Annotated in this window: 22 protein-coding genes; 7 read left to right on the plus strand and 15 right to left on the minus strand. The window is 68.4% G+C overall.

Going from position 1 to position 24,903, the window contains the following annotated elements; genetic code table 11:
• Window position 1 precedes the first annotated feature (1 nt).
• Window positions 2–1,756, minus strand: a complete 1,755-nt coding sequence (locus AB0L60_RS02710) for an alpha/beta hydrolase (protein WP_364606089.1) — start codon at window positions 1,754–1,756, stop codon at window positions 2–4.
• Window positions 1,757–1,907: 151 nt separating this feature from the next.
• On the opposite strand from AB0L60_RS02710, the gene AB0L60_RS02715 reads away from it, so the two are divergent.
• A complete protein-coding gene (locus AB0L60_RS02715) occupies window positions 1,908–2,195 on the plus strand; it encodes a YiaA/YiaB family inner membrane protein (RefSeq protein ID WP_364606092.1) in 288 nt (95 codons plus the stop codon).
• Window positions 2,196–2,288: 93 nt separating this feature from the next.
• On the opposite strand, the gene purL is transcribed toward AB0L60_RS02715, so the two are convergent.
• Window positions 2,289–4,583 carry a phosphoribosylformylglycinamidine synthase subunit PurL gene (purL, locus tag AB0L60_RS02720; protein WP_364606095.1) on the minus strand — a complete coding sequence of 765 codons (2,295 nt, stop codon included), beginning with the start codon at window positions 4,581–4,583 and terminating at the stop codon, window positions 2,289–2,291.
• Between the two features lie 306 nt (window positions 4,584–4,889).
• On the opposite strand from purL, the gene AB0L60_RS02725 reads away from it, so the two are divergent.
• Entirely contained in the window at window positions 4,890–6,146 is a 1,257-nt protein-coding gene (locus tag AB0L60_RS02725) for a glycosyltransferase 87 family protein (RefSeq protein WP_364606098.1), read from the plus strand.
• On the opposite strand, the gene AB0L60_RS02730 is transcribed toward AB0L60_RS02725, so the two are convergent.
• The gene (locus tag AB0L60_RS02730) at window positions 6,136–7,443 is read right to left on the minus strand and encodes a M18 family aminopeptidase (RefSeq protein ID WP_364606101.1); all 1,308 of its coding nucleotides are present in this window, start codon (window positions 7,441–7,443) and stop codon (window positions 6,136–6,138) included. The genes AB0L60_RS02725 and AB0L60_RS02730 overlap by 11 nt on opposite strands.
• Before the next feature lie 162 nt (window positions 7,444–7,605).
• Entirely contained in the window at window positions 7,606–7,956 is a 351-nt protein-coding gene (locus tag AB0L60_RS02735; protein WP_364606104.1) for a MarR family transcriptional regulator, read from the minus strand.
• A gap of 133 nt (window positions 7,957–8,089) precedes the next feature.
• On the opposite strand from AB0L60_RS02735, the gene AB0L60_RS02740 reads away from it, so the two are divergent.
• Window positions 8,090–9,157, plus strand: a complete 1,068-nt coding sequence (locus AB0L60_RS02740) for a substrate-binding domain-containing protein (protein ID WP_364606107.1) — start codon at window positions 8,090–8,092, stop codon at window positions 9,155–9,157.
• A gap of 17 nt (window positions 9,158–9,174) precedes the next feature.
• Here the strand turns inward: AB0L60_RS02740 and purQ are convergent, their stop codons facing one another.
• Window positions 9,175–9,852: a phosphoribosylformylglycinamidine synthase subunit PurQ gene (purQ, locus tag AB0L60_RS02745; RefSeq protein WP_364606110.1), complete on the minus strand. Its 678-nt coding sequence runs from the start codon at window positions 9,850–9,852 to the stop codon at window positions 9,175–9,177.
• Entirely contained in the window at window positions 9,849–10,082 is a 234-nt protein-coding gene (gene purS, locus AB0L60_RS02750; RefSeq protein WP_040803258.1) for a phosphoribosylformylglycinamidine synthase subunit PurS, read from the minus strand. Before purS ends, purQ begins: the two co-directional genes overlap by 4 nt.
• 153 nt (window positions 10,083–10,235) lie before the next feature.
• Here purS and AB0L60_RS02755 point away from each other — a divergent pair, with 153 nt between their 5' ends.
• Complete coding sequence (locus AB0L60_RS02755) at window positions 10,236–10,880, plus strand: MBL fold metallo-hydrolase (RefSeq protein ID WP_364606114.1); 645 nt, start codon at window positions 10,236–10,238, stop codon at window positions 10,878–10,880.
• Window positions 10,881–10,979: 99 nt separating this feature from the next.
• On the opposite strand, the gene AB0L60_RS02760 is transcribed toward AB0L60_RS02755, so the two are convergent.
• Both AB0L60_RS02760 and AB0L60_RS02765 read right to left on the minus strand, forming a co-directional pair.
• Complete coding sequence (locus AB0L60_RS02760; protein WP_364606117.1) at window positions 10,980–12,362, minus strand: dipeptidase; 1,383 nt, start codon at window positions 12,360–12,362, stop codon at window positions 10,980–10,982.
• Between the two features lie 13 nt (window positions 12,363–12,375).
• On the minus strand, window positions 12,376–12,585 hold the full coding sequence (locus tag AB0L60_RS02765; protein ID WP_364606120.1) for a hypothetical protein: 210 nt from the start codon (window positions 12,583–12,585) through the stop codon (window positions 12,376–12,378).
• 131 nt (window positions 12,586–12,716) lie between these two features.
• Between AB0L60_RS02765 and AB0L60_RS02770 the strand changes: the two genes are divergently transcribed.
• Entirely contained in the window at window positions 12,717–14,210 is a 1,494-nt protein-coding gene (locus AB0L60_RS02770) for a glutamate decarboxylase (protein WP_364606123.1), read from the plus strand.
• A 104-nt stretch (window positions 14,211–14,314) separates the two neighbouring features.
• Here the strand turns inward: AB0L60_RS02770 and AB0L60_RS02775 are convergent, their stop codons facing one another.
• The gene (locus AB0L60_RS02775; protein ID WP_364606126.1) at window positions 14,315–16,492 is read right to left on the minus strand and encodes a S9 family peptidase; all 2,178 of its coding nucleotides are present in this window, start codon (window positions 16,490–16,492) and stop codon (window positions 14,315–14,317) included.
• Window positions 16,493–16,877: 385 nt separating this feature from the next.
• Between AB0L60_RS02775 and AB0L60_RS02780 the strand changes: the two genes are divergently transcribed.
• A complete protein-coding gene (locus AB0L60_RS02780; RefSeq protein ID WP_083868551.1) occupies window positions 16,878–17,150 on the plus strand; it encodes a DUF397 domain-containing protein in 273 nt (90 codons plus the stop codon).
• Between the two features lie 42 nt (window positions 17,151–17,192).
• Here the strand turns inward: AB0L60_RS02780 and AB0L60_RS02785 are convergent, their stop codons facing one another.
• The 5 genes from AB0L60_RS02785 to AB0L60_RS02805 all read right to left on the minus strand — a co-directional run bounded on the left by AB0L60_RS02785 (window position 17,193) and on the right by AB0L60_RS02805 (window position 22,227).
• Complete coding sequence (locus AB0L60_RS02785; protein ID WP_364606129.1) at window positions 17,193–18,152, minus strand: alpha/beta hydrolase family protein; 960 nt, start codon at window positions 18,150–18,152, stop codon at window positions 17,193–17,195.
• A 132-nt stretch (window positions 18,153–18,284) separates the two neighbouring features.
• Entirely contained in the window at window positions 18,285–18,719 is a 435-nt protein-coding gene (locus AB0L60_RS02790) for an HIT domain-containing protein (RefSeq protein WP_364606132.1), read from the minus strand.
• A gap of 146 nt (window positions 18,720–18,865) precedes the next feature.
• A complete protein-coding gene (gene purB, locus AB0L60_RS02795; RefSeq protein WP_364606135.1) occupies window positions 18,866–20,287 on the minus strand; it encodes an adenylosuccinate lyase in 1,422 nt (473 codons plus the stop codon).
• A gap of 107 nt (window positions 20,288–20,394) precedes the next feature.
• On the minus strand, window positions 20,395–21,000 hold the full coding sequence (locus tag AB0L60_RS02800) for a TetR family transcriptional regulator (RefSeq protein ID WP_364606138.1): 606 nt from the start codon (window positions 20,998–21,000) through the stop codon (window positions 20,395–20,397).
• A gap of 69 nt (window positions 21,001–21,069) precedes the next feature.
• Window positions 21,070–22,227 (minus strand): pyridoxal phosphate-dependent aminotransferase, encoded by a 1,158-nt coding sequence (locus AB0L60_RS02805; protein ID WP_364606141.1) that lies wholly within the window; start codon window positions 22,225–22,227, stop codon window positions 21,070–21,072.
• Between the two features lie 71 nt (window positions 22,228–22,298).
• On the opposite strand from AB0L60_RS02805, the gene AB0L60_RS02810 reads away from it, so the two are divergent.
• The gene (locus tag AB0L60_RS02810; RefSeq protein ID WP_364606144.1) at window positions 22,299–23,396 is read left to right on the plus strand and encodes a M23 family metallopeptidase; all 1,098 of its coding nucleotides are present in this window, start codon (window positions 22,299–22,301) and stop codon (window positions 23,394–23,396) included.
• A gap of 201 nt (window positions 23,397–23,597) precedes the next feature.
• On the opposite strand, the gene purD is transcribed toward AB0L60_RS02810, so the two are convergent.
• Window positions 23,598–24,881, minus strand: a complete 1,284-nt coding sequence (gene purD / locus AB0L60_RS02815; protein WP_364606147.1) for a phosphoribosylamine--glycine ligase — start codon at window positions 24,879–24,881, stop codon at window positions 23,598–23,600.
• Window positions 24,882–24,903: the final 22 nt, after the last annotated feature.

A 24,903-nucleotide genomic window follows, 5' to 3' on the forward strand; every position in this document is an offset into this window, starting at 1 on the left:
GCTATTTCACCGCCCGCTCGTACGCCTCCGCGAGTTCGATCTGGGTGCGGATGCGTTCGCCGAGGTCCTGGTCCCAGTCGGGCGGAGCGGCGATGGCGGCCCAGCCGTCCAGCACCAGGGAGCCGTAGTTGTGGCCGTGACCGTCGCTCACCCCCTGGGCATTGGTGAGGTCGGCGACGACCTGCCAGAAGGTGACGAGGGGCCACCAGCGCATCTGCGGCGAGACATCAGCGCCGCGCGGCTCCGAGAGCCAATCCGGTTGGGAGAAGATGAGATCCGAGGACCACCACACGATGGGGTCGGAGGGGTGCTGGAGATAGGCGATGCGCGGCTTGCGCCAGTCCACCGAGGGTTTGCCCAGATCGGCGGCGGTGGCGGCGAATCGGACCACCAGGCCGTCGGCGTAGATGGGTTCCACCTCGCGGGTGCCGGGATCGCGGCGCTGAACGAACTGCTGCCACAGGCGATTCGAGTTGGGCGGGCCCACCCACAGCGCGCCGTCCACCTTGGAGCGCAGGTCGGCCAGGCCGTCGAAGGCGGATTCGGAGCCCTGCGAGCCGAGGCTCTCCCCGTACACCAGCAGTTTGGGCCGATGCTCGGGCGGCCGCTGCGACCAGCGCTGGTACACCGCGTCGAACATCTTCCGCCCGTTGATCGCGACCTTCTGCCGGTCCGCCAGGAACGACAGCACGCTCGGCAGATACGAGTACTGCGAGGCCACGATGGCGGTGTCGCCGCCCCACATGTACTCGATGGCGGCCGCGGCCGCCCCGTTCACCCAGCCGGTGCCGGTGGTGGTGGCCAGCACCAGCACCTTGCGGTCGAAGGCCCCGGTGCGTTCGAGTTCGGCGACCGCCAGGTCCTCCTCGGTGGTGTCCTTGCCCGCCGACTGCAACCCGACGTACACCCGGATCGGTTCGCGCGCGGGCTTTCCCGTGACGGCGCTGATCAGCATGGGATCGGGTCCGTGCGAGACGAACCAGCGGCCCTCCGACCCCAGCGTCTCCCACTTGGCCAGCGAGGCCGGACTGCCCGAACGCTCGGGTTTGTCCGGCTGCACCGCGTATTCGGTCACCTTGTCGTTGCGGACACTGAACGCCGAGTTGGCGACCGCGAAGAAGGCACGGGTGGCGACGCCGTTGAACAGCGTCACGATGAGCACGGTGAGCAGCAGCGCGCCGGTGGCGGGCGCGAGCGCGGGCGGCACCCGCACCCAGCGGCTGAGCAGCCGCGCCAGCAACCGCACGATCTCGCGCAGCGTGCGGTAGACCGCCACCACCAGCGCGCCGACCGCGAAACTCAGCCCGCCCGTACGCAGATACGCGGCCCGGGTGGTGCCCTCCATGCCCATGAGGGTGGTGATCTCGCGCTGCCAGTCGGCGGACAGCACCAGCATGTAACCCGCCACCAGAATGCAGACGACCACCACGGCGACCTTGATCACATAGCGCGCCCACTCGGGCGGAGTCGCGATCTTGATCCGTGGCCGAATCCACTTGCGGAACAACCACTGCAGCACACAGCCCACGCCGTAACCGATGGCGGCATTGAGGCCGGAGATCAAACCCTGGAACAGCCAGTCGCGCGGCACCAGCGACGGCGTCACCGACCACGCGAAGAAGATGGTCGCCACCACCAGTCCGGTGTGGTTGAGGTCGATGACGTCCTCGACCTTCCGCGCGACCACCGTGCCACGCCGATACACCATCGCGCCACGTGTGCGCAGCCGGTTCAGGGCGTCGGCGGAGTCCAGCACCCGTCAAGTATGGACGCAACCGGCCGGAATCCGTGGAGCGCGGCATGTGAGAGGGACCATCCCACCGGCGTGTCGCCCGCGGCCTCTACTCGGTGCACTCGAGTAGATGTACTCGGTCGATTCGGCCGCCGGGCCGCCAGACTCACCAACCATGAGCACTCCGAGCGCACACACCAGGAGCACCACGGCGTTTCTGGCTCAGGCCACGATCGCCTTCGGAATCAGCTTCTGCGCCTTGATCATCGGCATCGTCTACCTCCCGCTGGACATCTGGCAGCGCGGATTCCTGCTGATGGCAATGCTGTTCCTGGTGAGCAGCAGTTTCACCCTCGCGAAAGTGATTCGCGATCAACACGAATCCTCGAAGGTGCATCACCGCATCGACGAGGCCCGGATGGAGAAGCTGATGGCCGAGCACGACCCGTTCAAGATCAATTGAGCTTGTCCCGCACCGCAGGAATGGCGAGAGCCCGCCGGATCGAGGGGAACCGGCGGGCTCTCGGAATGTCCACGGCCCTCGGGCCGGGTCGGTTCAGTGGTCGGAGATACCGAACAGCGCGGGGAGGGTGCCCTCGTGGGCGGCGCGCAGATCGTCGAGCTTCACACTGAACTGGCCCTGGACCTCCACCGAGTCCGAGCCGTCGTCGACCACGCCGATGCGGGCCCACGGCAGGCCGCGGGCGTCGCACATCTTGGTGAAGCGGGTCTCCTCCGAGCGCGGCACGGCCACCAGGACGCGGCCCGCGGACTCGGAGAAGAGGGTGACGAACGGGTCGGCGCCCTCGGGAATGATGATGCGGCAGGCGGTTTCGCCGGCCAGCGCGGCCTCCACCACGGTCTGGATCAGGCCGCCCTCGGAGACATCGTGGGCGGCGGAGACCATGCCGTCGCGGGAACCCGAGACCAGGATCTCGGAGATCAGCTGCTCGCGGGCCAGGTCGACCTGAGGCGGCAGACCGCCCAGGTGGTCGTGCTCGACCTGCGCCCAGATGGAACCGTCCAGCTCGTCGCGGGTCTCGCCGAGCAGGATGAGGGTCTCGCCCGGCTCGGTGCCCAGGCCGGTCGGGATGCGGCGGTGCACGTCGTCGATGACGCCGAGCACGCCCACCACCGGGGTCGGCAGGATGGCGGTCTGGCCGGTCTGGTTGTAGAAGGACACATTGCCGCCGGTGACCGGAATGCCCAGGGCCGCACAGCCGTCCGCGAGGCCGCGCACGGCCTGCTGGAACTGCCACATGACGCCCGGGTCCTCCGGGGAGCCGAAGTTGAGGCAGTTGGTGACGGCCTTCGGGGTGGCGCCGGTGACGGCGACATTACGGAAGGCCTCGGCCAGCGCCAGCTGCGCGCCGGTGTACGGGTCCAGCTTGGTGTAGCGGCCCGAGGCGTCGGTGGCCAGCGCGATGCCGCGGCCGGTCTCCTCGTCGATGCGGATGACACCGGCGTCGGCGTGCTCGGCGAGCACGGTGTTGCCGCGCACGTAGCGGTCGTACTGCTCGGTGATCCACTTGCGCGAGCACAGCTGCGGGCTGGCCAGCATCTTCAGCAGGGTGTCGCGCAGCTCGTCGCCGGTCTCGGGCCGGTTCAGGCGCGCGGCCGAATCCGCGTTCAGCACATCCTGATCCGCGGGACGCTCGACCGGGCGCTCGTAGACCGGGCCCTGGTGGGCGACGGTGCGCGGCGGCACGTCCACCACGGTCTCGCCGTGCCAGGTGATGATCAGGCGCTCGCCGTCGGTGACCTCACCGATGACGGTGGCGGTGACGTCCCACTTCTTGCAGACGGCCATGAAGGCGTCCACGTTCTCGGGGGTGACGACCGCGCACATGCGCTCCTGCGACTCGCTCGAAAGGATCTCGGCGGGAGTCATATTGGCGGCGCGCAGCGGCACCTGGTCCAGTTCGATGTGCATGCCGCCGTCGCCGGCCGCCGCGAGTTCCGAGGTGGCACAGGACAGTCCGGCGCCGCCGAGGTCCTGGATGCCGACCACCAGTCCGGCGTGGTACAGCTCGAGACAGCACTCGATGAGGACCTTCTCGGCGAACGGGTCGCCGACCTGGACGCTCGGGAGCTTCTTACGGCCGGAACCGGATTCGTCGCCGGAGAAGGTGTCCGAGGCCAGCACGGACACGCCGCCGATGCCGTCGAGACCGGTCCGCGCGCCGAACAGGATGATCTTGTTGCCCTGGCCGGAGGCGAAGGCCAGGTGCAGGTCCTCGACCCGCATGACGCCCGCGCACAGCGCGTTCACCAGCGGATTGCCCTGGTAGGACGAGTCGAACACGGTCTCGCCGCCCACATTCGGCAGGCCCAGCGAATTGCCGTAGCCGCCGACGCCGCGCACCACGCCGTCGACCACGCGCCGGGTGTCCGGGTGATCGGCCGCACCGAAGCGCAGCTGGTCCATCACCGCGATCGGGCGGGCGCCCATGGCCATGATGTCGCGCACGATGCCGCCGACGCCGGTGGCCGCGCCCTGGTAGGGCTCCACATAGGAGGGGTGGTTGTGCGACTCGACCTTGAAGGTCACCGCCCATCCGCCGCCGATGTCCACCACACCCGCGTTCTCGCCGATGCCCGCGAGCATCGACTTCTTCATCTCCTCGGTGGTGGTCTCACCGAAGTAGCGCAGGTGCACCTTGGAAGACTTGTAGGAGCAGTGCTCCGACCACATCACCGAGTACATGGCGAGTTCGGCGTCGGTGGGACGCCGGCCCAGGATCTCCTTGATCCGGGCGTACTCGTCGTCCTTGAGGCCGAGTTCCTTGTAGGGCTGCGGGTGGTCCGAGGTGGCCGCGGCGTTGCTGACGGTATCGACGTGGCTGGTCACGGGAATACCAGAGTCCTTTCGGCCGGGCAGGTCGGAAGCGAAAGCCGGCGTTGCTGGATGTCGGCGAGATACGATCGCGAGTCTAATTGCCTGCATTCCAGCCCTTTACCCCGCCCGCCAGTGTGGCAGCGGCCACTGTCTTCGTAATGCGGAGGCGACAACTGATTTGTCGCCGACCGGGGTAACGCCCAAAATGGTTTCGGCTCCCGACCGCCGGCACGCATGCAGGTCAGGTAGCGGCACGCGAGCCGGGCGCCGAAGGCCCGGGGAGGCGGGGGAGTGACCGCTGCCCGCTACTCTGTCCGGGTGAACGATCGATCCGGGGTCGCGGATCCGACCGAGAAGCCCGTGACCGCGCCTGGAGGGCTGACACGGCGGCAGGGGCAACTGCTCGCGATCGCGGTCGCGCTCTTCGCGATATCCGCGGTGATCAGTTTCGAGACCCTCTGGCACGGGTACATCGACCTGCAGGTGTATCGGAACGGCGCGCGGGCCTGGCTCGACGGCAAGGATCTCTACGGGCCGATGCCGGCGGTGTACGGGATCGGGTTGCCGTTCACGTATCCCCCGCTGGCCGCGCTGTTCTTCGCGCCGCTGGCCATCATGCCGCTGGGCGTCGCGGAGTGGGCGGTGCTCGCGGTCTCCATCGCCTCGCTGGGCGTGACGCTGTGGGTGGTGCTGGACCGGATCCGGCCGAGCCTGGCGTGGCGGACCCAGCTGGCCGTCGTCATCGGCGCGGTCGGGTTGCTGCAGCTGCTGGAGCCGATCCGCGAGACCTACGGGTTCGGTCAGATCAACCTGGTACTGATGGCCGCGGTGACGCTGGATTGCCTGGTGCGCAAGCCCTTCTGGCCGCGCGGCATGCTGATCGGCATCGCGGTGTCGGTGAAGCTGACCCCGGGCGGCTATCTCCTCTACTTCCTGCTGCGTAAGGACTGGAAGGGCGCGATCACCCTGGTGCTGTCCGCCATCGGCGCGATCGCGGTGGGATTCGTGCTGTTCCCGAAGGATTCGCCGCAGTACTGGTTCCACACCCTGTCCGACACCGGCCGCATCGGCCCGCCCTGGTACGCGGGCAACCAGTCGATCAAGGGCTTCGTGTTCCGGCTCGGCTACTCGACCTCGATTTCGACGCTGATCTGGCTGGTGCTGTCGGTGGCCGCGGTGGCGCTGGCCGCCCTGTGGATGAAGCGCCTGCTCGACGCCGGCGCGACGGTCGCGGCCCTGATGGTGAATGCCGCTGCGGTGCTGCTGGTTTCCCCGGTCTCCTGGTCGCACCACTGGGTGTGGATCGCGCCCGCGCTGATCGTCGCCGCCGATGCCGTCGCCCGCGGCCGCCGCAACCGGTGGTTCCTCGGTGCGGCCGGCCTGGCGGTGGTCATGTTCGCCATCGGGCCGATGTGGCTGCTCCCCCACAACCACGACCGCGAACTCACCTGGAACTGGTGGCAGCAGATCGTCGGCAACAGCTACGTCATCTTCACCTTCGCCGTCTTCGTCGTGGCGGCCCTGAGCTATCGCCCGAACCCGGACCCGGAAAGGGCCGCGCTGCTCACGGCGTAGGGGTCAAGAAGGCCGCGAGGGCCGCCGCGTAGGCGGGAACGTCTGCGGCGCCCATCATTTCGCGCGCCGAGTGCATGGCCAGCTGGGCCGCGCCGACATCCACGGTGGACATGCCGGTGCGGGCCGCGGTCATCGGCCCGATCGTGGAGCCGCAGGGCAGATCCGCCCGGTGCACGTAGCGCTGCAACGGGACGTTCGCCTGCGCGCAGGCCAGGGCGAAGGCGCCCGCGCCGGTGGCGTCGGTGGCGTAGCGCAGGTTCTGATTGACCTTGAGCACCGGTCCGCCGTTCACCTCGATGCGGTGCGAGGGCTCGTGCCGGTCCGGGTAGTTGGGGTGTGTCGCATGCGCCATGTCGCCGGAAGCGCACACCGAATCGGCCAGGGCCGCCAGGTATTCCGCGCGTCCGCCGCCGCGGGCGAGCACGATGCGCTCCAGCACCGTGGGCAGCAGCCCGGATTGGGCGCCGCGGTCGGACTGGCTGCCGACCTCCTCGTGGTCGAACATGGCCAGCACCGGCGTCGCCGCGCCGGGTTCGGCGATGGCGGCCAGGAAGGCACGCAGCCCGGCGTAGCAGGTGCCCTGATTGTCCAGCCGGGGCGCGCTGATCAGATCCAGGTCGCGCCCTATCAGCCTGGAGGGCACCAGATCATGGGTCATCAGCTCCCAGCCCAGCACCGCGCCCGGGTCGATGCCGGAGCGTTCGGCGACGAACGCCAGGAACGAGCGCGGCTCGCCGCCGATCCCCCACACCGCGTTCACGTGCCGTTGCGGATCGAGCTGTACGCCCCGCCGGTCGTCGGAGAGGTGGATGGCCAGCTGCGGCACCCGCAGAATCGGTTCGTCGATGCGAATCAGCTGCTCCCGCACCGTATTTCCGTCACGCACCGACAGTCGCCCGGAGATGCCGAGATCACGGTCCAGCCACGAGTTCAGCCAGGCGCCGCCGTAGGGCTCCAACCCGACCATCTGCCAGCCCGCCACGGCGGTGTCCGGATGCTGCTTGACCCGCAGATTGGGGCTGTCCGTGTGGGCGCCGACCACCCGGAAGGGGCCGGCCTGCCCGGAGCCGGCGGCCGCGTCCGGGCCGCCGTCGGCCCAGGCCACCAGGGAACCGGCACGCACCACGTAGTAGCGGCCCGCGCCACCCGCGGGCCAGGGCGCCGATTCGGACAGCCGGGTGAAGCCGTGCTCGTCGAGTTCGGCTGCGACAGTTCGGCAGACGTGGAACGGCGACGGGGAGGCATCGATGAATGCGCACAGGCCTGCGGCGGTCGCGGTGGTTTCGGCAACTGGCATGGGCTCGAGCTTATCCGCCTCCCCGAGACTTCAGCGGGCAGCTGAGAGCCGTTGACGGGATGGCATTCCGTGCCTGCGTTGAGTGCCAAACCGATCTTGGGGATATTCGGGGAGTTACCCCGATCCTTGCGAGATCAGTTGTCCCGTTCGGACTGCGCCAGGCTACCCGGGCAGCGGGGCTTCGGCGACGCGGCCCAGCAACCGCACCAGCTCCAGATAGTCGTCACTTCCGAGACTGCGGCGCATTTCGGCCTCGGCGCGCGCCTCCTCGGCACGCACCTCCTCGACCAATTCCTCACCGCGGCGGCTCAGTCCGATCAGGATGCGCCGGCGGTCGTCGGCCGCCGCGACCCGGAAGATGAGCCCGCGTTCGGCGAGCTGGTCGGCGTGCCGGGTGGCCGAGGACGGGGGTAGCTGCGCCCGCGACGCCAGCTCACTCATGGTGATGCCGATGTCAGCGGACAGATTGGTGAGCATGCACCACTGGTCGGCGGTGAGCCGCCTGGCACACAATGCGGCGTCCAGGTGACGAAGCCAACTCCGCTCGGCCGCTCGGAGGGCTCCATGCAAGGTGGAAAAACCACCTAGAATTGTCGCCATATTTCCCGCCCGTCAGAAACCGCTTGAACGAGGGGAAGGGTAGCCCATGTCCCCGTTCGGCGGGAATCCCGAGAACGTCATCGAGATCATCAACATAGTTCCGCAGCAGGGACCCGGCGGTATCTTCGCGCCATCCTGTGAGGCGGCTATTTCTCTCGCGTTGGAAGAAATCAACTCCGGTTCCGGAATTCTGGGACGGGAATTGCGCGTCACCCACATTGACGGCGGGCGCGAACCCCACCTGGTGGCCGGCGAGGTGGCGGCACTGCTGGCCACCGGCATGGTGCACGCGGTCACCGGCTGGCACACCTCGGCGGTGCGCCGCGCGGTGGAGCGGGTGACGGCCGGGCGGGTGCCGTACCTGTTCGCCACCGATCACGAGGGCGTGGAGTCGGTCCCCGACGGACTGTTCATGATCGGGGCGGATCCCGAACACCAGATCGTGCCCGCGCTGGGCTGGCTGCGGCGCTCCTTCGAGGCCCGGCGCTGGGCGATCATCGGCAACGACTACGTGTGGCCGCGGCGCACCGCGCAGGCCGTGCGCGCGGCACTGCAGGATCCGGAGTTGATTCCGCTGGAGCTGTTCGTGCCCATGCGCACCCGGGATTTCGGCCGGTTCCTCGACGATCCCCGGCTCGACCTGGCCGACGGGATCATCGTGCTGCTGGTGGGCGCCGATGTCGCCCGCTTCAACCTGCAGTTCTCCCGGACCGGGCGATCCGATCAGCAGGTGCGGATGAGCCCGGCCGTGGACGAGAACGTGCTGCTGGCCGCGGGCGGCGGCGCGAACCACAATCTGTTCGTGCCGTCGGGCTTCTTCGTGAACGGACCGCACGATCGGGAGCGGCTGGACCGCTATCACCGGCTGCACGGCTGGTTCGCGCCCACGCTCACCAATTTCAGCAATACCAGCTACGAGGCCATCCACACCCTGCACGGCATGGCCGAGCTGGCCGGATCGCTCGAGGTGCGGCGCATTCAGGCCGCGGTGGCGGACCGGCGGGTCGTCGAAACCCCGTGGGGCGAGGTCGGTTTCGAGGGGGTACAAGCGGTCCGCCCGACCTGGCTGGCCAGAGCGGGCGGAGTCGACTTCGAGATTCTGGACGGAATCTAGCTCCGCCGCATGTGGGGCTACGCCTTGACGAGGCTGTCCAGCACCGAGAGGAACAGGCCCAGGCCGTCGTCGCTGGGGCCGGTGAGCGGCTCGGTGGCGTGCTCGGGGTGCGGCATCAGGCCGACGACCCGGCGATTGGCCGAGGTGATGCCGGCGATGTCGCGCTGCGAGCCGTTGGGGTTGCCGCCCGCGTAGCGGAACACCACGCGGCCCTCGCCCTCGAGCTGGTCGAGCACGGCGGTGGACGCCTGGTAGCGGCCCTCGGCGTTCTTGACCGGGATGAGAATCTGGGCGCCCGGCTCGTAGCGGGTGGTCCAGGCGGTGTCGGTCTGCTCGACGGTCAGCCACTGGTCGCGGCAGACGAAGTGCAGGCCCTCGTTGCGGGTCAGCGCACCCGGCAGCAGGCCCGCCTCGCAGAGGATCTGGAAGCCGTTGCAGATGCCCAGGATCGGCATGCCCTGCTCGGCGGCCTTGATGACCTCGCCCATGACCGGGGCCATGGAGGCGATGGCGCCGGCGCGCAGGTAGTCGCCGTAGGAGAAGCCGCCGGGGACGACGACCGCGTCGACCTGCTTGAGGTCGGCATCGGCGTGCCAGAGCGAAACGGGCTCGGAACCGGCCAGTTTCACCGCCCGGGCGGCGTCGACGTCGTCGAGCGTGCCCGGGAAGGTGATGACACCGATGCGGGCGCTCACAGCCGGACGACCTTCCAGTCCTCGATCACGACATTGGCCAGCAGCGATTCGGCGATCTGCTCCAGGTCGGCGTCGGTGACATTGTCATCGACATCGAGTTCGAATCGCTTGCCCTGCCGCACATCCGAGATGCCGGGGTGCCCGAGACGCCCCAGCGCGCCGACAATGGCTTGTCCCTGCGGATCCAGGATCTCGGCCTTCGGCATCACCTCGACCACGACACGTGCCACGCGTTGCTCCTCAGCTGGTGGGGCGGTGCCCGGCATGCATGCCTGCCGGGCGGGGGGTATCGCTGATCAGCGTAGTTGGCGGGGGCGGCGGACATACCGCCGGGTCGTGCCGTCCGTGGTCCACACCACAGCCCCGCGGGCTACCGTTGAATCATGCACATAGCCCATTTCGGACATTCCTGCATTCTCGTGGAGCTCAACGGCAGCAAGATCCTGTTCGATCCGGGCATTTTCTCGCACGGATTCGAAGGCCTCACCGGATTGGATGCCATTGCGGTGACGCATCAGCATCCCGATCACATCTGCCCGCATCGGATCCAGGCGCTGATCGAGGCGAACCCGCAGGCCAGGCTGCTGTCCGATCCGCAGACCGCGCTGCTGCGGGGCGAGCCGTGGGAGCCGGTGCATGCCGGAAATATTCTCGAAGTCGGCGATGTCCAAATTACCGGCGGCGGTGGCCGGCACGCGGTCATCCATCCGGAGATCCCCGTTATCGACAACACCGTCTTCCAACTCGGCACTCCGGACGATCCCGCACAACTCGTCCATCCCGGTGATTCACTCTGGGTTCCGCCGACTCCGGTCGGCGTTCTCGCCATTCCCGCGGTCGCCCCGTGGATGCGCATCAGTGAGGCCGTGGATTACCTGCGTGCGGTAAATCCGCGGGTCGCGTTCCCCATCCACTACGGCATCATCGCCCCCGAAGCACAGGGCATCTATTTCGGTCGGCTGAATGAAATGAGTCCGGCCAATACCGAATTCAAGATCATCGAACCCGAGAATCACGCGGAATTCTGATGTCGCACCGCCGGGCGGGAGCGGCCACCGCCCGGCGGCGCGAGCTGTGTAACCCACTGCGGCCGAGGCGGATTCGTGGCGAATCCGCCTCGCCCCGGGTCAGCGGTAGGAGGCCAGGAACAGCGCCTCGGCCAGGGCCATGTGCTCGATCTCCGTCGGATCGACGCTCTCATTGGGCGCGTGGATCAGGCACTTCGGTTCCTCCACGCCCATGAGCATGATCTCCGCCTGCGGATAGGTGTCGGCGAAGACATTGCACAGCGGGATCGACCTGCCCTGCCCCTCGGTGGTGGCGGGACGCCCGTAGGCCGCCTCCATGGCCGCGGACATGGCCCGCCGCGCCGGGCCGTCCGTGCTGCCGACGAACGGCGAGCCGGTGGCCTCGGTCTCGACCGTCACCTTCGCGTGCCACGGCGCGTGCGACTTCAGGTGTGCGGTCAGGGCTTTCAGCGCGTCCTCCGGATTGGTGCCCGGCGGGATACGCAGGTTGAGGCGGGCCCGGGTCCTGGGCTGGATGGCCGCCGAGGAGCCGACCACGGGCGGGACGTCCATACCGAGCACCGTGAGCGCCGGACGGACCCAGAGCATGTCGGCGACCTCGCCATTGCCCAGCAGATGGACGCCGTCGAGAACGCCCGCGTCGGAACGGAATCGGCCCACCGGATACTCGTGACCCTGCCAGACCTGGTCATTGCGCAGCCCGTCGATGGTGGTGTTGCCGTCGACGTCGCGCAGGGTGCCGAGCAGGTGGATCATGGCGGCCAGCGCGTCGGGCGCGGGACCGCCGAACATGCCGGAATGCAAGGGGCCGGACAGGGTTTCGACGGTGACGACCACATTCACCGTGCCGCGCAGGGTCTGGGTGAAGGTGGGCACGCCGACCGCGAAATTGCCGCAGTCGCCGATGATCAGGGTGTCGGCGCGCAGCAGGTCGGCATTGCCGGGCACGAACTCCTCCAGGCCGCCGGTGCCCTGCTCCTCGGAGCCCTCCGAGACCAGCACCAGCCCGACCGGATACTCGTCGCCGTACACCTTGCGCAGCGCCCGCAGCGCGGTCAGATGCATGACGATATTGCCCTTGCAGTCGGCCGCGCCGCGCCCGTACCAGCGGCCATCCTTCTCGGTGAGCTGCCAGACCGGCGTCTGCCACGCGGCATCGTCGAGCGGCGGCTGCACGTCGTAGTGGCAGTAGAGCATGACGGTCGGCGCGCCCTGCGGCCCCCGGCTGCGGGCCACGACGGCATTGCTGCCGTCCAGGGTCTCGTACAGACCCACCTCGGTGAGCCCCTCCGCCTCGAACGCATCGGCCACCCACCGCGCGGCCTTCTCGCACTCCTCGATCGGGAACTGCCGGGCATCGTACACCGATTTGAACGAGACGAGCTGCGCCAGATCGCTTTTCGCACGCGGCATGAGTTCCTTGACGGCCGCGCGCAACGCGGCCACCTTCGAATCCCCCTGCACCCCTGCGGTCGTGGTCATCACATCCTCCTGATCACTTGGCGGTATCGGGTTTCACGGTCTCACCCTTCTTCAGGTGACCGATTGTTTCCAGAGTGCGCAGGTTTCCGAAGCTCGACATCGGATAGGAGATGGCGCGATCGCGGTCGACGGTGTCGGTCAGCAGCTGATCGGCTACCGCACCCGCCCCGAGGTGCGGCTGCGTGGCGGACATCGCCTGCGCTATGACATGCTGATAGTCCATAGTGCTGAATAGTAACCGTTCAGCAACTTTCTCTTGATTACGAAACGGTAGCTGGCCGAACCAGTTTCGATCATGACCGAGTGGCTACCATCATCTCGGCAAACCCATGCCGAATCTCGATCGGAGGCCATATGACCGGCACCACGGAACCCGACGACGTCTACGCGATGCCCGGCATCAGACGCGCGGCTCCGCACCGCGGCTTCCCGGAGCACGAGATCTTCCCGCAGGTCGCCTACCAGATCGTCCACGACGAACTGATGCTCGACGGCGTCTCCCGGATGAACCTGGCCACCTTCTGCACCACCTGGGTCGACGACCAGGCACGGCGGCTGATGAACGAATGCCTCGACAAGAACATCGTCGACAAGGACGAGTACCCGCAGACCGCCGAACTCGAGCAGCGCGGCGTGCACATGCTCGCCGACCTGTGGAACTCCCCCGATCCGGGGGGCACGCTGGGCACCTCCACCACCGGGTCCAGCGAGGCCGCCATGCTGGGCGGCCTGGCCGCCAAATTCCGCTGGCGCAAGCGCGGCGGCACCGGCACCCCCAACTTCGTGTGCGGCCCGGTCCAGGTGTGCTGGGAGAAGTTCGCGCGCTACTTCGACGTGGAGATCCGCCAGATCCCGCTGCGCGGCGGGCGCTACACCATTGACCCGGATGAAATCGACGCCTACTGCGACGAGAACACCATCATGGTGGTGCCCACCTTCGGCCAGACCTTCACCGGTCTGTTCGAGGACGTCGAGGGCATCAGCAAGGCGCTCGACGCGCTGCAGGCCGCGACCGGACTCGACATTCCCATCCACGTCGACGCGGCCAGCGGCGGCTTCCTCGCCCCGTTCTGCGCACCCGAAATCTGTTGGGATTTCCGGCTTCCGCGGGTCAAGTCCATCAACGCCTCCGGCCACAAGACCGGTCTCGCACCGCTGGGCGCGGGCTGGGCCATCTGGCGGACCAAGGAGGATCTGCCCGAAGAGCTCATCTTCAACGTCGACTACCTCGGCGGCAATATGCCCACCTTCAACCTGAACTTCTCCCGGCCCGGCGGGCAGGCCGTCACCCAGTACTACGAGTTCATCCGGCTGGGCCGCACCGGCTACCGCAATGTGCAGACCGCCATCTACACCGCGAGCCAGCACCTGGCCAAGGGCATTGCCGAGGCCGGGCCGTTCGAGCTCATCCACGATGCCGATCCGCGCCGCGGCATCACCGCCGTCTCGTGGAAACTGGCCGACGGCGCCGACTACAACCTCTACGACCTGTCCGATCGGCTGCGCACCCGCGGCTGGCTCATCGCCGCCTACCCGCTGCCCGCCGACCGCGAGAACGAGATCATCATGCGCGCGGTGCTGCGCCACGGCTTCACCGTCGACATGGCCGACCTGCTGCTCGCCGACCTGCACCGCAGCCTGCAGGTGCTCGGCAAGCACCCGATGACGACCTCGCTCACCCGCGAGGAGGCGGGCGGCTTCCCGCACAACGCACGGGCGGTCGTCCCCACCCCCAAGGCGAAACCGGTGCGGTCCAAGGCCGATGCCGAGGCCACGATCAACGGTAAGAAGACCGCCGAGACCCCGGCCGAAACCAAGCCCGCCAAAACCAAGGCCGGCAAGAAGTGAGCGCGGCCGAGAGTCCGGCCACCACCGGATAACAACCGCGGCAACCGAATACCGCGAAGCGGCGCCGGGAATCCCGCCGCCGCCTCATGTTCCGGACTCGGAGCCTAGGCGCCGGCCAGGCCCACGGTGTCGAGGAGCCAGGCGAGCTCGAAGGCCGCCTCCTTCCACTTCTCGTAGCGGCCGCTGACACCGCCGTGACCCGCGCTCATCTCGGTCTTGAGCAGCAGCTGCGCATCGCCGGTCTTGGTGGCGCGGAGTTTGGCCACCCACTTGGCCGGCTCCACGTAGAGCACGCGGGTGTCGTTGAGCCCGGTGATGGCCAGGATCGCCGGATAGTCCTTCGCCTCGACGTTCTCGTAGGGCGCGTAGGACTTCATGTACTCGTAGACTTCCTTGTCCGCCAGGGGATTACCCCACTCGTCCCACTCGGTGACGGTCAGCGGCAGCGACTCGTCCAGGATGGATGTCAGCGGGTCCACGAAGGGCACATTGGTCAGGATGCCCGCGAACAGCTCGGGCGCGAGGTTCGCCACCGCGCCCATCAACAGCCCGCCCGCGCTGCCGCCCTCGGCGAGCATGCGGTCCGGCGCGGTGACACCGGAATCCACCAGATGCCGTGCGCAGGCTACGAAGTCGGTGAAGGTGTTCTTCTTCTCGAGCTTCTTGCCCTCCTCGTACCAGCGCCGGCCCATCTCGCCGCCACCGCGGACATGCGCGACCGCGTAGACCATGCCGCGATCCAGCAGCGACAACCGCCCCACCGAGAAGTACGGATCCATCGGCGCCTCGTAGGAGCCATAGCCGTAGAGCAGCAACGGTTTCGGCGCAGCGCCCTCGCCCCCGGACCCACCCTCGGCATCCTTGCGCATGACCACCGAGATCGGCACCCGGGTGCCGTCCGCGGCCACCGCCCAATCCCGGTGCTGCACATAGTCGTCGGGGTTGTAGTCGCCGAGCACCACCTGCTCCTTGCGCAGCAGCAGCTCGTCGGTGTCGGGCACGTAGTCGAAGATCTTCATCGGGGTGATGTAGGAGGTGACCCCGACCCGCAGCATCGGCTGCTCCCACTCCGGGTTGGCGCCGAACCCGGAGTCGAACAGCTCGAGACCGAAATCGATCTCGTGCAGTTCGCCGTACCCGGTCTCGGTCAGCGGCCAGACCGCGGCCCGCTGCATCGCGTCGCGCCGATAGCTGACCGCCAGCTTGTCGGAGAAGGACTCCAGGCCGTTGAGGCGGACATCGTCGCGGTGCGGAATCAGGATGGTCTGGTTGGTCGGATCGTGCAGCGGCGCCTCGGCGAGCACGAAGTTCTCGGCCTTGACCCCGTCGACCACGTCGTTGTGCAGGATGAGCAGTTTGTCCTCGCCGCCCACCACCGCATGATCGACCGAGTACTCGACGCCCTCGCGCCGGGGCATGATGAGCCGGAATTCGCCCTCGGGGTTGTCGGCCTCCAGGATCCAGTTCTCGGTGGTGATCTTGGATTCGACGTAGAGCAGCAGATACTTCTCCGAATTGGTCGCCGTCACGCCCACCGAGTAGTGGGCATCCGGCTCATGGAGAACCTGGACATCGGCCGACATCGGCGTGCCCAGCTTGTGCCGCCACACGGTGTCGGACCGCCACGCGTCGTCGTAGGTCGAGTAGAAGACGTACGCGCCGTCGAGCGACCAGGTCGCGCCCTGGGTGACGCCGGTGATCTCGTCGGGCAGCAGCTCACCGGTGGTCAGGTTCTTGAAGCGCAGGACATAGCGCTCGTCACCGGAGGTGTCCTCCGAGTAGGCCAGCATGTCACCGGCGTGGCTGATGGAGAACGCGCCGAGCGCGAAATAGTCGTGGCCCTCGGCCAGCTCATTGGAGTCCAGCAGGACCACCTCGCCGGGCATGGTGGCCGACGCCTCCAGCTTGGGCGGGGTCCAGTCGTCCGGACCGGCGATCGGGCAGCGGCAGTGCACGCCGTGCTGTTTGCCCTCGAAGGTGCGCGAGTAGTACCAGAACTTGCCCATCCGGGTCGGGAGCGACAGATCGGTCTCCTGGATCCGCGACTTGATCTCCTCGAAGATCTTTTCCCGCAGCGGGCCCAGCTTCGCGGTCTGCGCGTCGGTATAGGCGTTCTCCGCCTCCAGATACGCGATGACCTCGGGATCCGTCTTCTCCCGCAGCCACTCGTACTCGTCGATGAAGACATCCCCGTGGTGCACGCGCTCCATCGGAGCCCGCTTGGCGATCGGCGCCACCACCGCGTCGTCTACTGAGATCGCGCTACCACTGTCCAAAGCCATGGGCACCACGTTAGTAGCGATCCTCCACCGCGGGCCCCCGACCCGGCGGTACCGGGCGTGGGTGCGGCTCCCGCGCCGGTCGAGCGCGGGATCCGCACGGTAGCCGTCACCGTAACCGTCGCTGCCGCGTCGCGTTGGCGTGCTGATGCTGCTCGTAGAGGTAGAAAACGGCGGCCTTGCGACGAGCACATTGGTCGGTCGGGCAACTCCGGTGGATCCGGAGAATGCTGTGGGCCAATTCCGCTGTGAAGCGCTCGGGAACCACCGCACAGCTGTCGGAGACCGGGGCGGCTCGTTGCGGGGACCATGGCGTGCGCACCACATACCTCCTTCCACTGACAGAAGATGGAATATCCGATCCGAAGCCCTCACAAACCCTGGCATTATGAGTGCGATCTACATCACCGACCAGTACTGCTGGTGCGCACAGGGGAGGCCGACAGTGGAAGCGAAGAACCGCGTCATCGAGGCCGATGCGGTGTGGCGGCGCGGAGACGACACCGCCGACGGCGTCGAGATCGCCTTTCTGGCCAGTGGAAACATCGGATTGCGGGACTCACGCAATCCAGACGGGCCAGTACTGATCTTCACCCCCGGCGAATGGGAAGCCTTCGTTGCCGGGGCCAAGGACGGCGAATTCAACCGGCCTGGAGCCTGATTCGGGTGTGCCCGGCTCGAAACGAGCCGGGCACAACACTGTTCAGGCCCCTATCGCCGCGCCGATGGTCGGCCACGACTCGTGCAGGGTGTCCTGCCAGTACGACCACGAGTGCGTGCCCACCGGCGAGTGCTCCACCCGCGCCGGAATGTTCATGGCACGCAACCGCTGCTCGAACGCGGTGACACAGGCGTCCACCCCGAATTCGATGGGGCCGCCGAAGAAGATGTTCTCCGGCAGCTGCGGCTTGATCTCCAGCTCGTGCGGGCCGGGCAGGCCGGTGCCGGTGGACAGGAAGATGGTCTTGCCGCGCAGCGCCTCGGCCAGCACCGCCGGATTGTGCTCCGTCCACGCCGGACCACCCGGCGCGCCCCACATATTGAGCGGGTTGCCGCCGCGATTGGCCACCGAGAACATCATGGCGCCCTGCGCGATCGTGGTGTCCGGGCAGGCGCTGTAGCCCGCCACCGCCCGGTACAGCTCCGGATGCCGCACCGCCAGCACGAAGGCCGCGATGCCGCCCATCGACAGACCACCGATGGCGTTCACCCCGCTACCGGCGAAGTATTCGTCGATGATGGGCGGAAGCTCTTGTGTCAGAAAGGTTTCCCACCTGTAGCGGCCGAAGCGCGGGTCGTCGGACACCCAGTCGGTGTAGTAGCTGGCCTGGCCGCCCATGGGCAGCACCACGTTCACGTCCTTGCCCTGGAAGAAGGGTTCGGCGTCGGTGGCATTGGTCCAGGTGCTCTGCGTCGCACCGGGATCCAGGCCGTCGAGGAGGTAGTAGGTGGGGCGGTCGCCGCTGCCGGCGGGATGCAGCACCTGCACCTGGATGGTGCGGCCCATCGCCGCGGAGTCGATGAAGATCGCCGAGCGGGTGGCGCTCAGCTGGTCGACGCGGACGACCTGGCCCGCGTGTGCGATTGCCGGCGGGGCGGCCACCGGATAAAGCAAACCCGCAGCGATCGCCAAAACAGCTGCGGCAACGACTCTTCGACGCATGTCCCCACCTTCATCAGCCCACCACAATCACCATCAAACGTAACTCGAGTGACTATTGCGACGCGCGGGAATGGGGCTATGGCGTGTCGTTGGCTAACCACGCAGTCCGGATATGGTAATGCGCATCGGCTATCAGTCGGTGGCAATTCGGGACAATGCGCCCCTGATGGATCCCGCCAGGTAATCCAGGTCCGCGCGCGCCGGACTGGTCGGCCGCGCCCGCAGCCCGAACCCGTCGCCCGGGGTGCGGGGAATCACGTGCAGATGCACGTGGAACACCTCCTGCCCCGCCGTGACCCCGTCGGCCAGGAAGAAATTCACTCCGTCACAGTGCACCTCGGACTCCCGCAGGCCCGCCGCGATGCGCTGCCCCACCTGAAACAGCTTGCCGCCCAACGCCGGATCCAGCTCCGCCAGGCTCCGGGCCGGCATCTTCGGAATCACCAGCACATGCCCGGGCGTCACCGGCCGAATATCCATGAACGCCAGGCAGTCCTCATCCTCGTACACCTTGGACGACGGTGCCCGCCCGGCAACGATGTCGGAGAAGATCGTGTAAGGGTTCATGCCCGCAGAGCCTAGAGCCCCCTGCCCCACACCCGCCCGACTCGACCCGGCGGCCGGGCGAGCGACCCCGCAAGACTTCGCCTGCAACTCGTTCGCCCCCGGCTCCGTTCCGGAGCCGGGGGCGAGATGCGAGAGTCGTTGTATCCCTAGAGGATCGGCGACGGCGTGTAGCGGGCGGCCGCCGGATTCGCGTCGACCAGCTTCTGGACCTGGGCGATCACATCGGCGGTCTGCGCCTCGGCCGCGCCGATGAAGGCGGAGCGGTCCGCCAGGGCCGCATCCAGGGCGGCCCGGTCCAGCGGCATGCGGTCGTCGGCGGCCAGGCGGTCCAGCAGATCGGGTTCGCGGCCCTGCTCACGCATGGCCAGCGCCACCGCCACCGCGTGCTCCTTGATGACCTCGTGGGCGGTCTCACGGCCCACGCCCGCGCGCACCGCCGCCATCAGGATGCGGGTGGTGGCCAGGAACGGCAGGTAGCGATTGAGCTCGCGGTCGACCACGGCCGGGTACGCGCCGAATTCGGCCAGCACGGTCAGGAAGGTCTCCATCATGCCGTCGATGGCGAAGAAGGCGTCCGGCAGTGCGACCCGGCGCACCACCGAGCAGAAGACGTCGCCCTCGTTCCACTGCGCGCCCGCCAGCTCGGCCGCCATCGAGCCGTAGCCGCGCAGCACCACCTGCAGGCCGTTGACGCGCTCACACGAGCGGGTGTTCATCTTGTGCGGCATGGCCGAGGAGCCCACCTGGCCGGGCTGGAAACCCTCGGTGACCAGCTCGTGGCCCGCCATCAGGCGAATGGTGTGCGCGAACGAGGACGGGCCCGCGCCCACCTGCACCAGCGCGGAGAGCACATCGTGGTCCAGCGAGCGCGGGTAGATCTGGCCCACGCTGGTGAACACGTTCGCGAAACCCAGGTGGCCGGCCACCTTCTGTTCCAGCTGCGCCAGCTTGGCCGCGTCGCCGCCGAGCAGATCCAGCATGTCCTGCGCGGTGCCCATCGGACCCTTGATGCCGCGCAACGGGTATCGGTCGATCAGCTCCCGCAGCCGGGTCAGCGCGATGAGCAATTCGTCTGCGGCGGAAGCGAATCGCTTGCCCAGGGTGGTGGCCTGCGCCGCCACATTGTGCGAGCGGCCCGCCATCACCAGCGTCTGATACTGGGCGGCCCGCTCCGCCAGCCGGGCCGCGATGGCCACGCCGTGGCCGTACACATGCTCGAGCGACAACCGGATCTGCAGCTGCTCCACGTTCTCGGTGAGATCCCGCGAGGTCATGCCCTTGTGCACGTGCTCGTGCCCCGCGAGCGCGTTGAACTCCTCGATCCGGGCCTTCACATCGTGCCGGGTGACCCGCTCGCGTTCCGCGATCGACTGCAGATCCACCCGATCGATGACCCGCTCGTAGTCCTCGACGACCCCCGCCGGAACATCCACCCCCAACTCGGCCTGGGCCCGCAACACCTCCAGCCACAATCGCCGCTCGAGCACGATCTTGTTCTCGGGCGACCACAGATGAACCAGCTCGGGGCTGGCGTAGCGGGTGGCAAGGACGTTCGGCACAAGACTCACGTTGTCCCAGTTTACCGGTGGGTTTCCCACCGGTTTGCCCCGCCATCATCGCGGCGGAAATTCGCTCCGGCCGGAGCTTCCCGAGAGTTCCCGGGAGTCGGGCCGAGTTATGCCGGTGGGGCGACGATGTCGATGATCTCGAGCAGCGCGCCCCGCGCCATGCGCCGGGGCTGCGGGTCGAGTTCACCGAGCGCGGTCACCACCGCCCCATCGACGACCGCCACCAGGCGGCGGGTCTGTTCGGTGCGCACCACGCGGTCGGAGCGGCGCAGCACGTCGGTCAGCAGCTCGTCCAGCTGGCTGCGTAGTCGCAGCTGGACCTCTCGTAGTTCCGGGTGGCGGGCGGACGCGACCGAGCGCTCGTAGCGGGCGATCAGCTGGCCCCGCGCGTCCAGGTCCTGAATCTCCGGACCCACCAACAGGTCCAGCACCAATTCCACGGTGGCCTCCGCCCCGCGCCGGCGGTGCGTCACCTCGCCGACGCGGCGGCGCATGGCCTCCAGTTCGGCATTGCCGGAGAACTCGACCGCGCGCGCGATCAGATCCTCGAGCGATTCGAAGTAGTAGGTGGTCGACGCGAGCGGCAGATCCGCCCGGGTTGCCACCGAGCGGTGCCGGACCGCTTCGAAGCCACCTTCGAGCAGGAGCTCGGCGGCGGCACAAACCAGCGCTTGGCGACGCCGTTCGCCTTTCGGAGTCGTCGCAGTGGTCACGGTGCAATCGTGCCAGTCATCACCGGCGCTGTGTTCATTTTGCCCACTGCGCTCAATCTCCTTGGCAGATCAGGCCAAATACCGTTCCAACCGGTCCAGTGCCGCTTCGATGTCGGCGCCGGCTCCGGCGAACGAGAAGCGAACCGTGTGATGGCCGTTGCGGGTGTCGAAGTCGATGCCCGGGGCCAGCGCCACACCGGTGGCGTCGAGCACCTCGGTGCACCAGCGCATCGAATCATCGGTCAGGTGAGCGATATCCGCGTAGGCATAGAACGCACCGTCGGCGGGGGCGAGGTTGGTGATGCCGAGCTTGGGCAGCCCCGACAGCAGCAGCTCGCGATTCGCCGCATAGCGCCGCACATGACCGTCCAGTTCGGCTTTGGCTTCCGCGCCGAACGCGTGCACCGCCGCGAACTGAGAAATAGCCGGGGGGCACACCGTCATGTTGGAGGCCAGTCGCTGCAGCGCCGGACGCAGCGATTCCGGCACCAGCATCCAACCCAGCCGCCAGCCGGTCATGGAGAAGTATTTGGACACCGAGCCGATGACCACCGACTCCCGAGAGGTCTCCCAGGCCGAGGAGGTCGGCTCGGTGCCTGCATAGACGATGCCGTGGTAGATCTCGTCGGAGATGAGCAGCGTCCCGTGCTCGTCGCACCAGCGGGCCAGCGCCGCCAGCTCCTCCGGCGCGATCATGGTCCCGGTCGGATTGGCCGGGCTCGCCACGATCAGGCCCGCGGGCGGCTCCGGCAGCGCCTCCAGCATGGCCACCGTCGGCTGGAACCGGGTCTCCGGCCCGCAGTCCAGTTCGACCACATCGCAGCCCAGCGCGGTCAGTGTGTTCCGGTAAGCCGGATAACCCGGCCGGGCCACCACCACGGTGTCGCCGGGATCGAAGGCCGCCAGGAAGATGAGGGTGAACGCGCCGGAGGAACCGGTGGTCACCACGACATCGTCCGCGTCCACGCGCACCCCGTAGGTGCTGCGATGATGCTCCGCGATGGCCTCCCGCAGCGCCAGGGTCCCGAATGTCTCCGTATAGCCCAGCAATTCGGAATCCATGGCCGCCTTGGTGGCGCGCAAAACCGCCGCCGGAGCGGGCGTGGACGGCTGGCCCGCCGCCAGCACCAGCACATCTCCGCGTGTCCGGGCCCGTTCAGCTGCTGCTTTCCAGACGTCCATCACGTAAAAAGGTGGAATGGTCGACCGGCGAGATTCGATACGCACTCGACAGACGGTAGAGCACCGACTCCCCCGCCTGTCCGGGAACTGCCATCCGAATGCCTGAGGAGGCGGCTGTGCAGGGGGGACCAGCAACCACCGGGACCGCCCCGGAGGCCGACCCGCACCCACCCGAATCCGCGCCACCGCGGACAGCCGGCGCGACGGACAGCTATACGCCGGGTGTGCGGTCGCAACTGGCATTCCAGGACGAGCCGTCGCGGGGTCAGGAAGCGCTGGAATGGGCCCGGCGGTCGGTGGTCCGGCTCGCGGAGCAGGCGATCGCCTGGCTGCGGATCTACGCGCCGATCGCGCGGGAACGCACGCTCGAGCTGTGGGCCCGGCGGCCGCGCTCGTGGGCCGAGACCGGCGAGCTGGTGCGGCGGGGCCGGGCCGAAGCGCGGCGGCGGTGGCCGGTGGTGCGCGCGTGGAGCATTCGGCACCGGGTGCTGATCGGCGGTGTGGTCGCGGTGCTGGTGTTCGCGAGCGCGGACGGCGCGCTGGGCCTGCTGCCCACCGACGCCGACGTGGGTCCCGGTGTGGCGCTGCGGATTCCGGTGCAGTATCCGCTGCAGGTGCAGGCCTCCCCGGAGACGTCGAAGCGGTATCTGGACGCCATCAACAACGGTGAGCATCTGCGCGAGCAGGCGGTGGTCTCGGCGGCCGCGGCGGCCACGCTGGAGCGGGCCAAGGCGGAGGCCGCGGCGGCCGTCGCCGGGCGGCCGCAGCCGTGGATGACGCCGTCACCGGACAGTTCGCTGCCACCCGGCTTCGTGATTCCCGGCGCCGGCGGGTTCGCGCTGCCCGCGAAGGGCGTGTTCACCTCCGGATTCGGGGCGCGCTGGGGCACCTTCCACGCGGGCATCGACATCGCCGCGCCGCTCGGCTCACCGATCTACGCGGTGGCGGCGGGCACCGTCATCGACGCGGGCCCGGCCCAGGGCTTCGGGCTGTGGGTGCGCATCCGCCACGACGACGGCACCATCTCCGTCTACGGGCACATGTACGACTTCTCGGTGTCGGTCGGCGAGCGCGTCCCGGCAGGCCTGCAGATCGCGCGCATCGGCAACCGCGGCGACTCGACGGGACCGCACCTGCACTTCGAGATCATCATCAACGGCCAGCACGTCGACCCACAGCCCTGGCTGGCCCAACACGGCATCATCGTCGGCTGACCCGCCTCCGCTCCCCCGCCTCCCCGAAACTTCAGCGCACGGCTCGGGAGCCGTTGACCGTTGGCGACGCGTGCCGACGGTTCAGGGCCGAAACAACTTCGGGGGTACCCGGGGAGTTACCCGGATCGGCGCGAAATCAGTTGTCGCGCTGGCATTCGAACTCCAGGCGCGATATTCGGATTTCGGGTCGGCATTCGCCTTTCAGGCGGAGGCCGGGACGGTGATGCGCCCCTCGGTGGCGGCCAGGGCGATGTCGGTGCGGAAGTGGCCGCCCGGCAGCTTGATTCCGGCCAGGCGGTCGTAGGCGTTCTTGCGGGCCTCGGCGAGGTCCGCGCCCTGGCCGACGATGGCGAGCACGCGGCCGCCCGCGGACACCAGCGCACCGTCCTCACGCTGCGCGGTGCCGGCGTGCAGCACCTCGGATTCGGTTCCGGTGCCGGTGGATTCGGCTCCGGTGATGACATCGCCGCTGCGCGGGCGGGCCGGGTAGTTCTCGGCGGCCAGCACCACGGTGACGGCGGCGCCGTCCTTCCAGCGCGGCGCGGGCACCTGGTCCAGGGTGCCGGTCGCGGTGGCGTACAGCAGTTCGCCCAGCGGGCTGTCCAGCATGGCCAGCACGGCCTGGGTCTCGGGATCGCCGAAGCGGCAGTTGAATTCGACCACGGCCGGCCCGGCCTGCCCGACGGCGAGACCGGCGTACAGCAGGCCGCTGAACGGCACGCCGCGGCGAACCATCTCGGCCGCAACGGGTTTCACCACATCGTCGACAATGGCCTGCAGGGTCTGGTCCGGCAGCCACGGCAGCGGCGTGTACGCGCCCATGCCGCCGGTGTTCGGCCCAGTGTCGCCGTCGCCGACCCGCTTGTGGTCCTGGGCGGGCAGCAGCGGCACCACGGTCTCGCCGTCGACCAGGCAGAACAGCGACACCTCGGGGCCGTCGAGGAACGACTCCAGCAGCACCGGGTGGCCCTGCTCGAGCAGTTCGGCGCCGTGCTCACGGGCCACCGACCGGTCCGGGGTCACCACGACGCCCTTGCCAGCGGCCAGGCCGTCGTCCTTGACCACCCAGGTCGGCCCAAAACGATCCAGCGCCGCATCCAATTCGCCCGGATGGTCGACGATCTCGCTGTGCGCGGTGCGCACCCCGGCCGCGTTCATGACGTCCTTGGCGAAGGCCTTCGAGCCCTCGATCCGCGCGGCGGCGGCGGACGGGCCGAACGCCGGGATCCCGGCGGCCCGCACCGCGTCGGCCACGCCGAGCACCAGCGGCACCTCGGGCCCGACCACGACCAGATCGACGCCCAGCTCCTGGGCGAGCGCGGTCACCTCCGCCCCGGAGGTGGCGTCCACCGCACGCACCTCGGCGTGCTGGGCGATGCCGGCATTGCCGGGCGCCGCATACACGGCGGACACCGCCGGGTCCTTGCGCAGTGCCAGGACGAGGGCATGTTCACGGGCTCCGGAACCGATGACGAGTACGCGCACGGCAGACAGCTTAAAGGGCTGG

This window comes from Nocardia sp. NPDC051981 (assembly GCF_040680715.1).
GTDB lineage: Bacteria > Actinomycetota > Actinomycetes > Mycobacteriales > Mycobacteriaceae > Nocardia.

What these genes read in the sequence shown, in the direction of transcription:
- AB0L60_RS02715 (WP_364606092.1), top strand. Translation starts at nt 1,908, where the DNA reads ATGAGCACTCCGAGCGCACACACCAGGAGCACCACGGCGTTTCTGGCT.
- AB0L60_RS02730 (WP_364606101.1), bottom strand. Translation starts at nt 7,443, where the DNA reads ATGCCAGTTGCCGAAACCACCGCGACCGCCGCAGGCCTGTGCGCATTC.
- AB0L60_RS02740 (WP_364606107.1), top strand. Translation starts at nt 8,090, where the DNA reads ATGTCCCCGTTCGGCGGGAATCCCGAGAACGTCATCGAGATCATCAAC.
- AB0L60_RS02755 (WP_364606114.1), top strand. Translation starts at nt 10,236, where the DNA reads ATGCACATAGCCCATTTCGGACATTCCTGCATTCTCGTGGAGCTCAAC.
- AB0L60_RS02760 (WP_364606117.1), bottom strand. Translation starts at nt 12,362, where the DNA reads ATGACCACGACCGCAGGGGTGCAGGGGGATTCGAAGGTGGCCGCGTTG.
- AB0L60_RS02765 (WP_364606120.1), bottom strand. Translation starts at nt 12,585, where the DNA reads ATGGACTATCAGCATGTCATAGCGCAGGCGATGTCCGCCACGCAGCCG.
- AB0L60_RS02770 (WP_364606123.1), top strand. Translation starts at nt 12,717, where the DNA reads ATGACCGGCACCACGGAACCCGACGACGTCTACGCGATGCCCGGCATC.
- AB0L60_RS02775 (WP_364606126.1), bottom strand. Translation starts at nt 16,492, where the DNA reads ATGGCTTTGGACAGTGGTAGCGCGATCTCAGTAGACGACGCGGTGGTG.
- AB0L60_RS02780 (WP_083868551.1), top strand. Translation starts at nt 16,878, where the DNA reads ATGAGTGCGATCTACATCACCGACCAGTACTGCTGGTGCGCACAGGGG.
- AB0L60_RS02785 (WP_364606129.1), bottom strand. Translation starts at nt 18,152, where the DNA reads ATGCGTCGAAGAGTCGTTGCCGCAGCTGTTTTGGCGATCGCTGCGGGT.
- AB0L60_RS02790 (WP_364606132.1), bottom strand. Translation starts at nt 18,719, where the DNA reads ATGAACCCTTACACGATCTTCTCCGACATCGTTGCCGGGCGGGCACCG.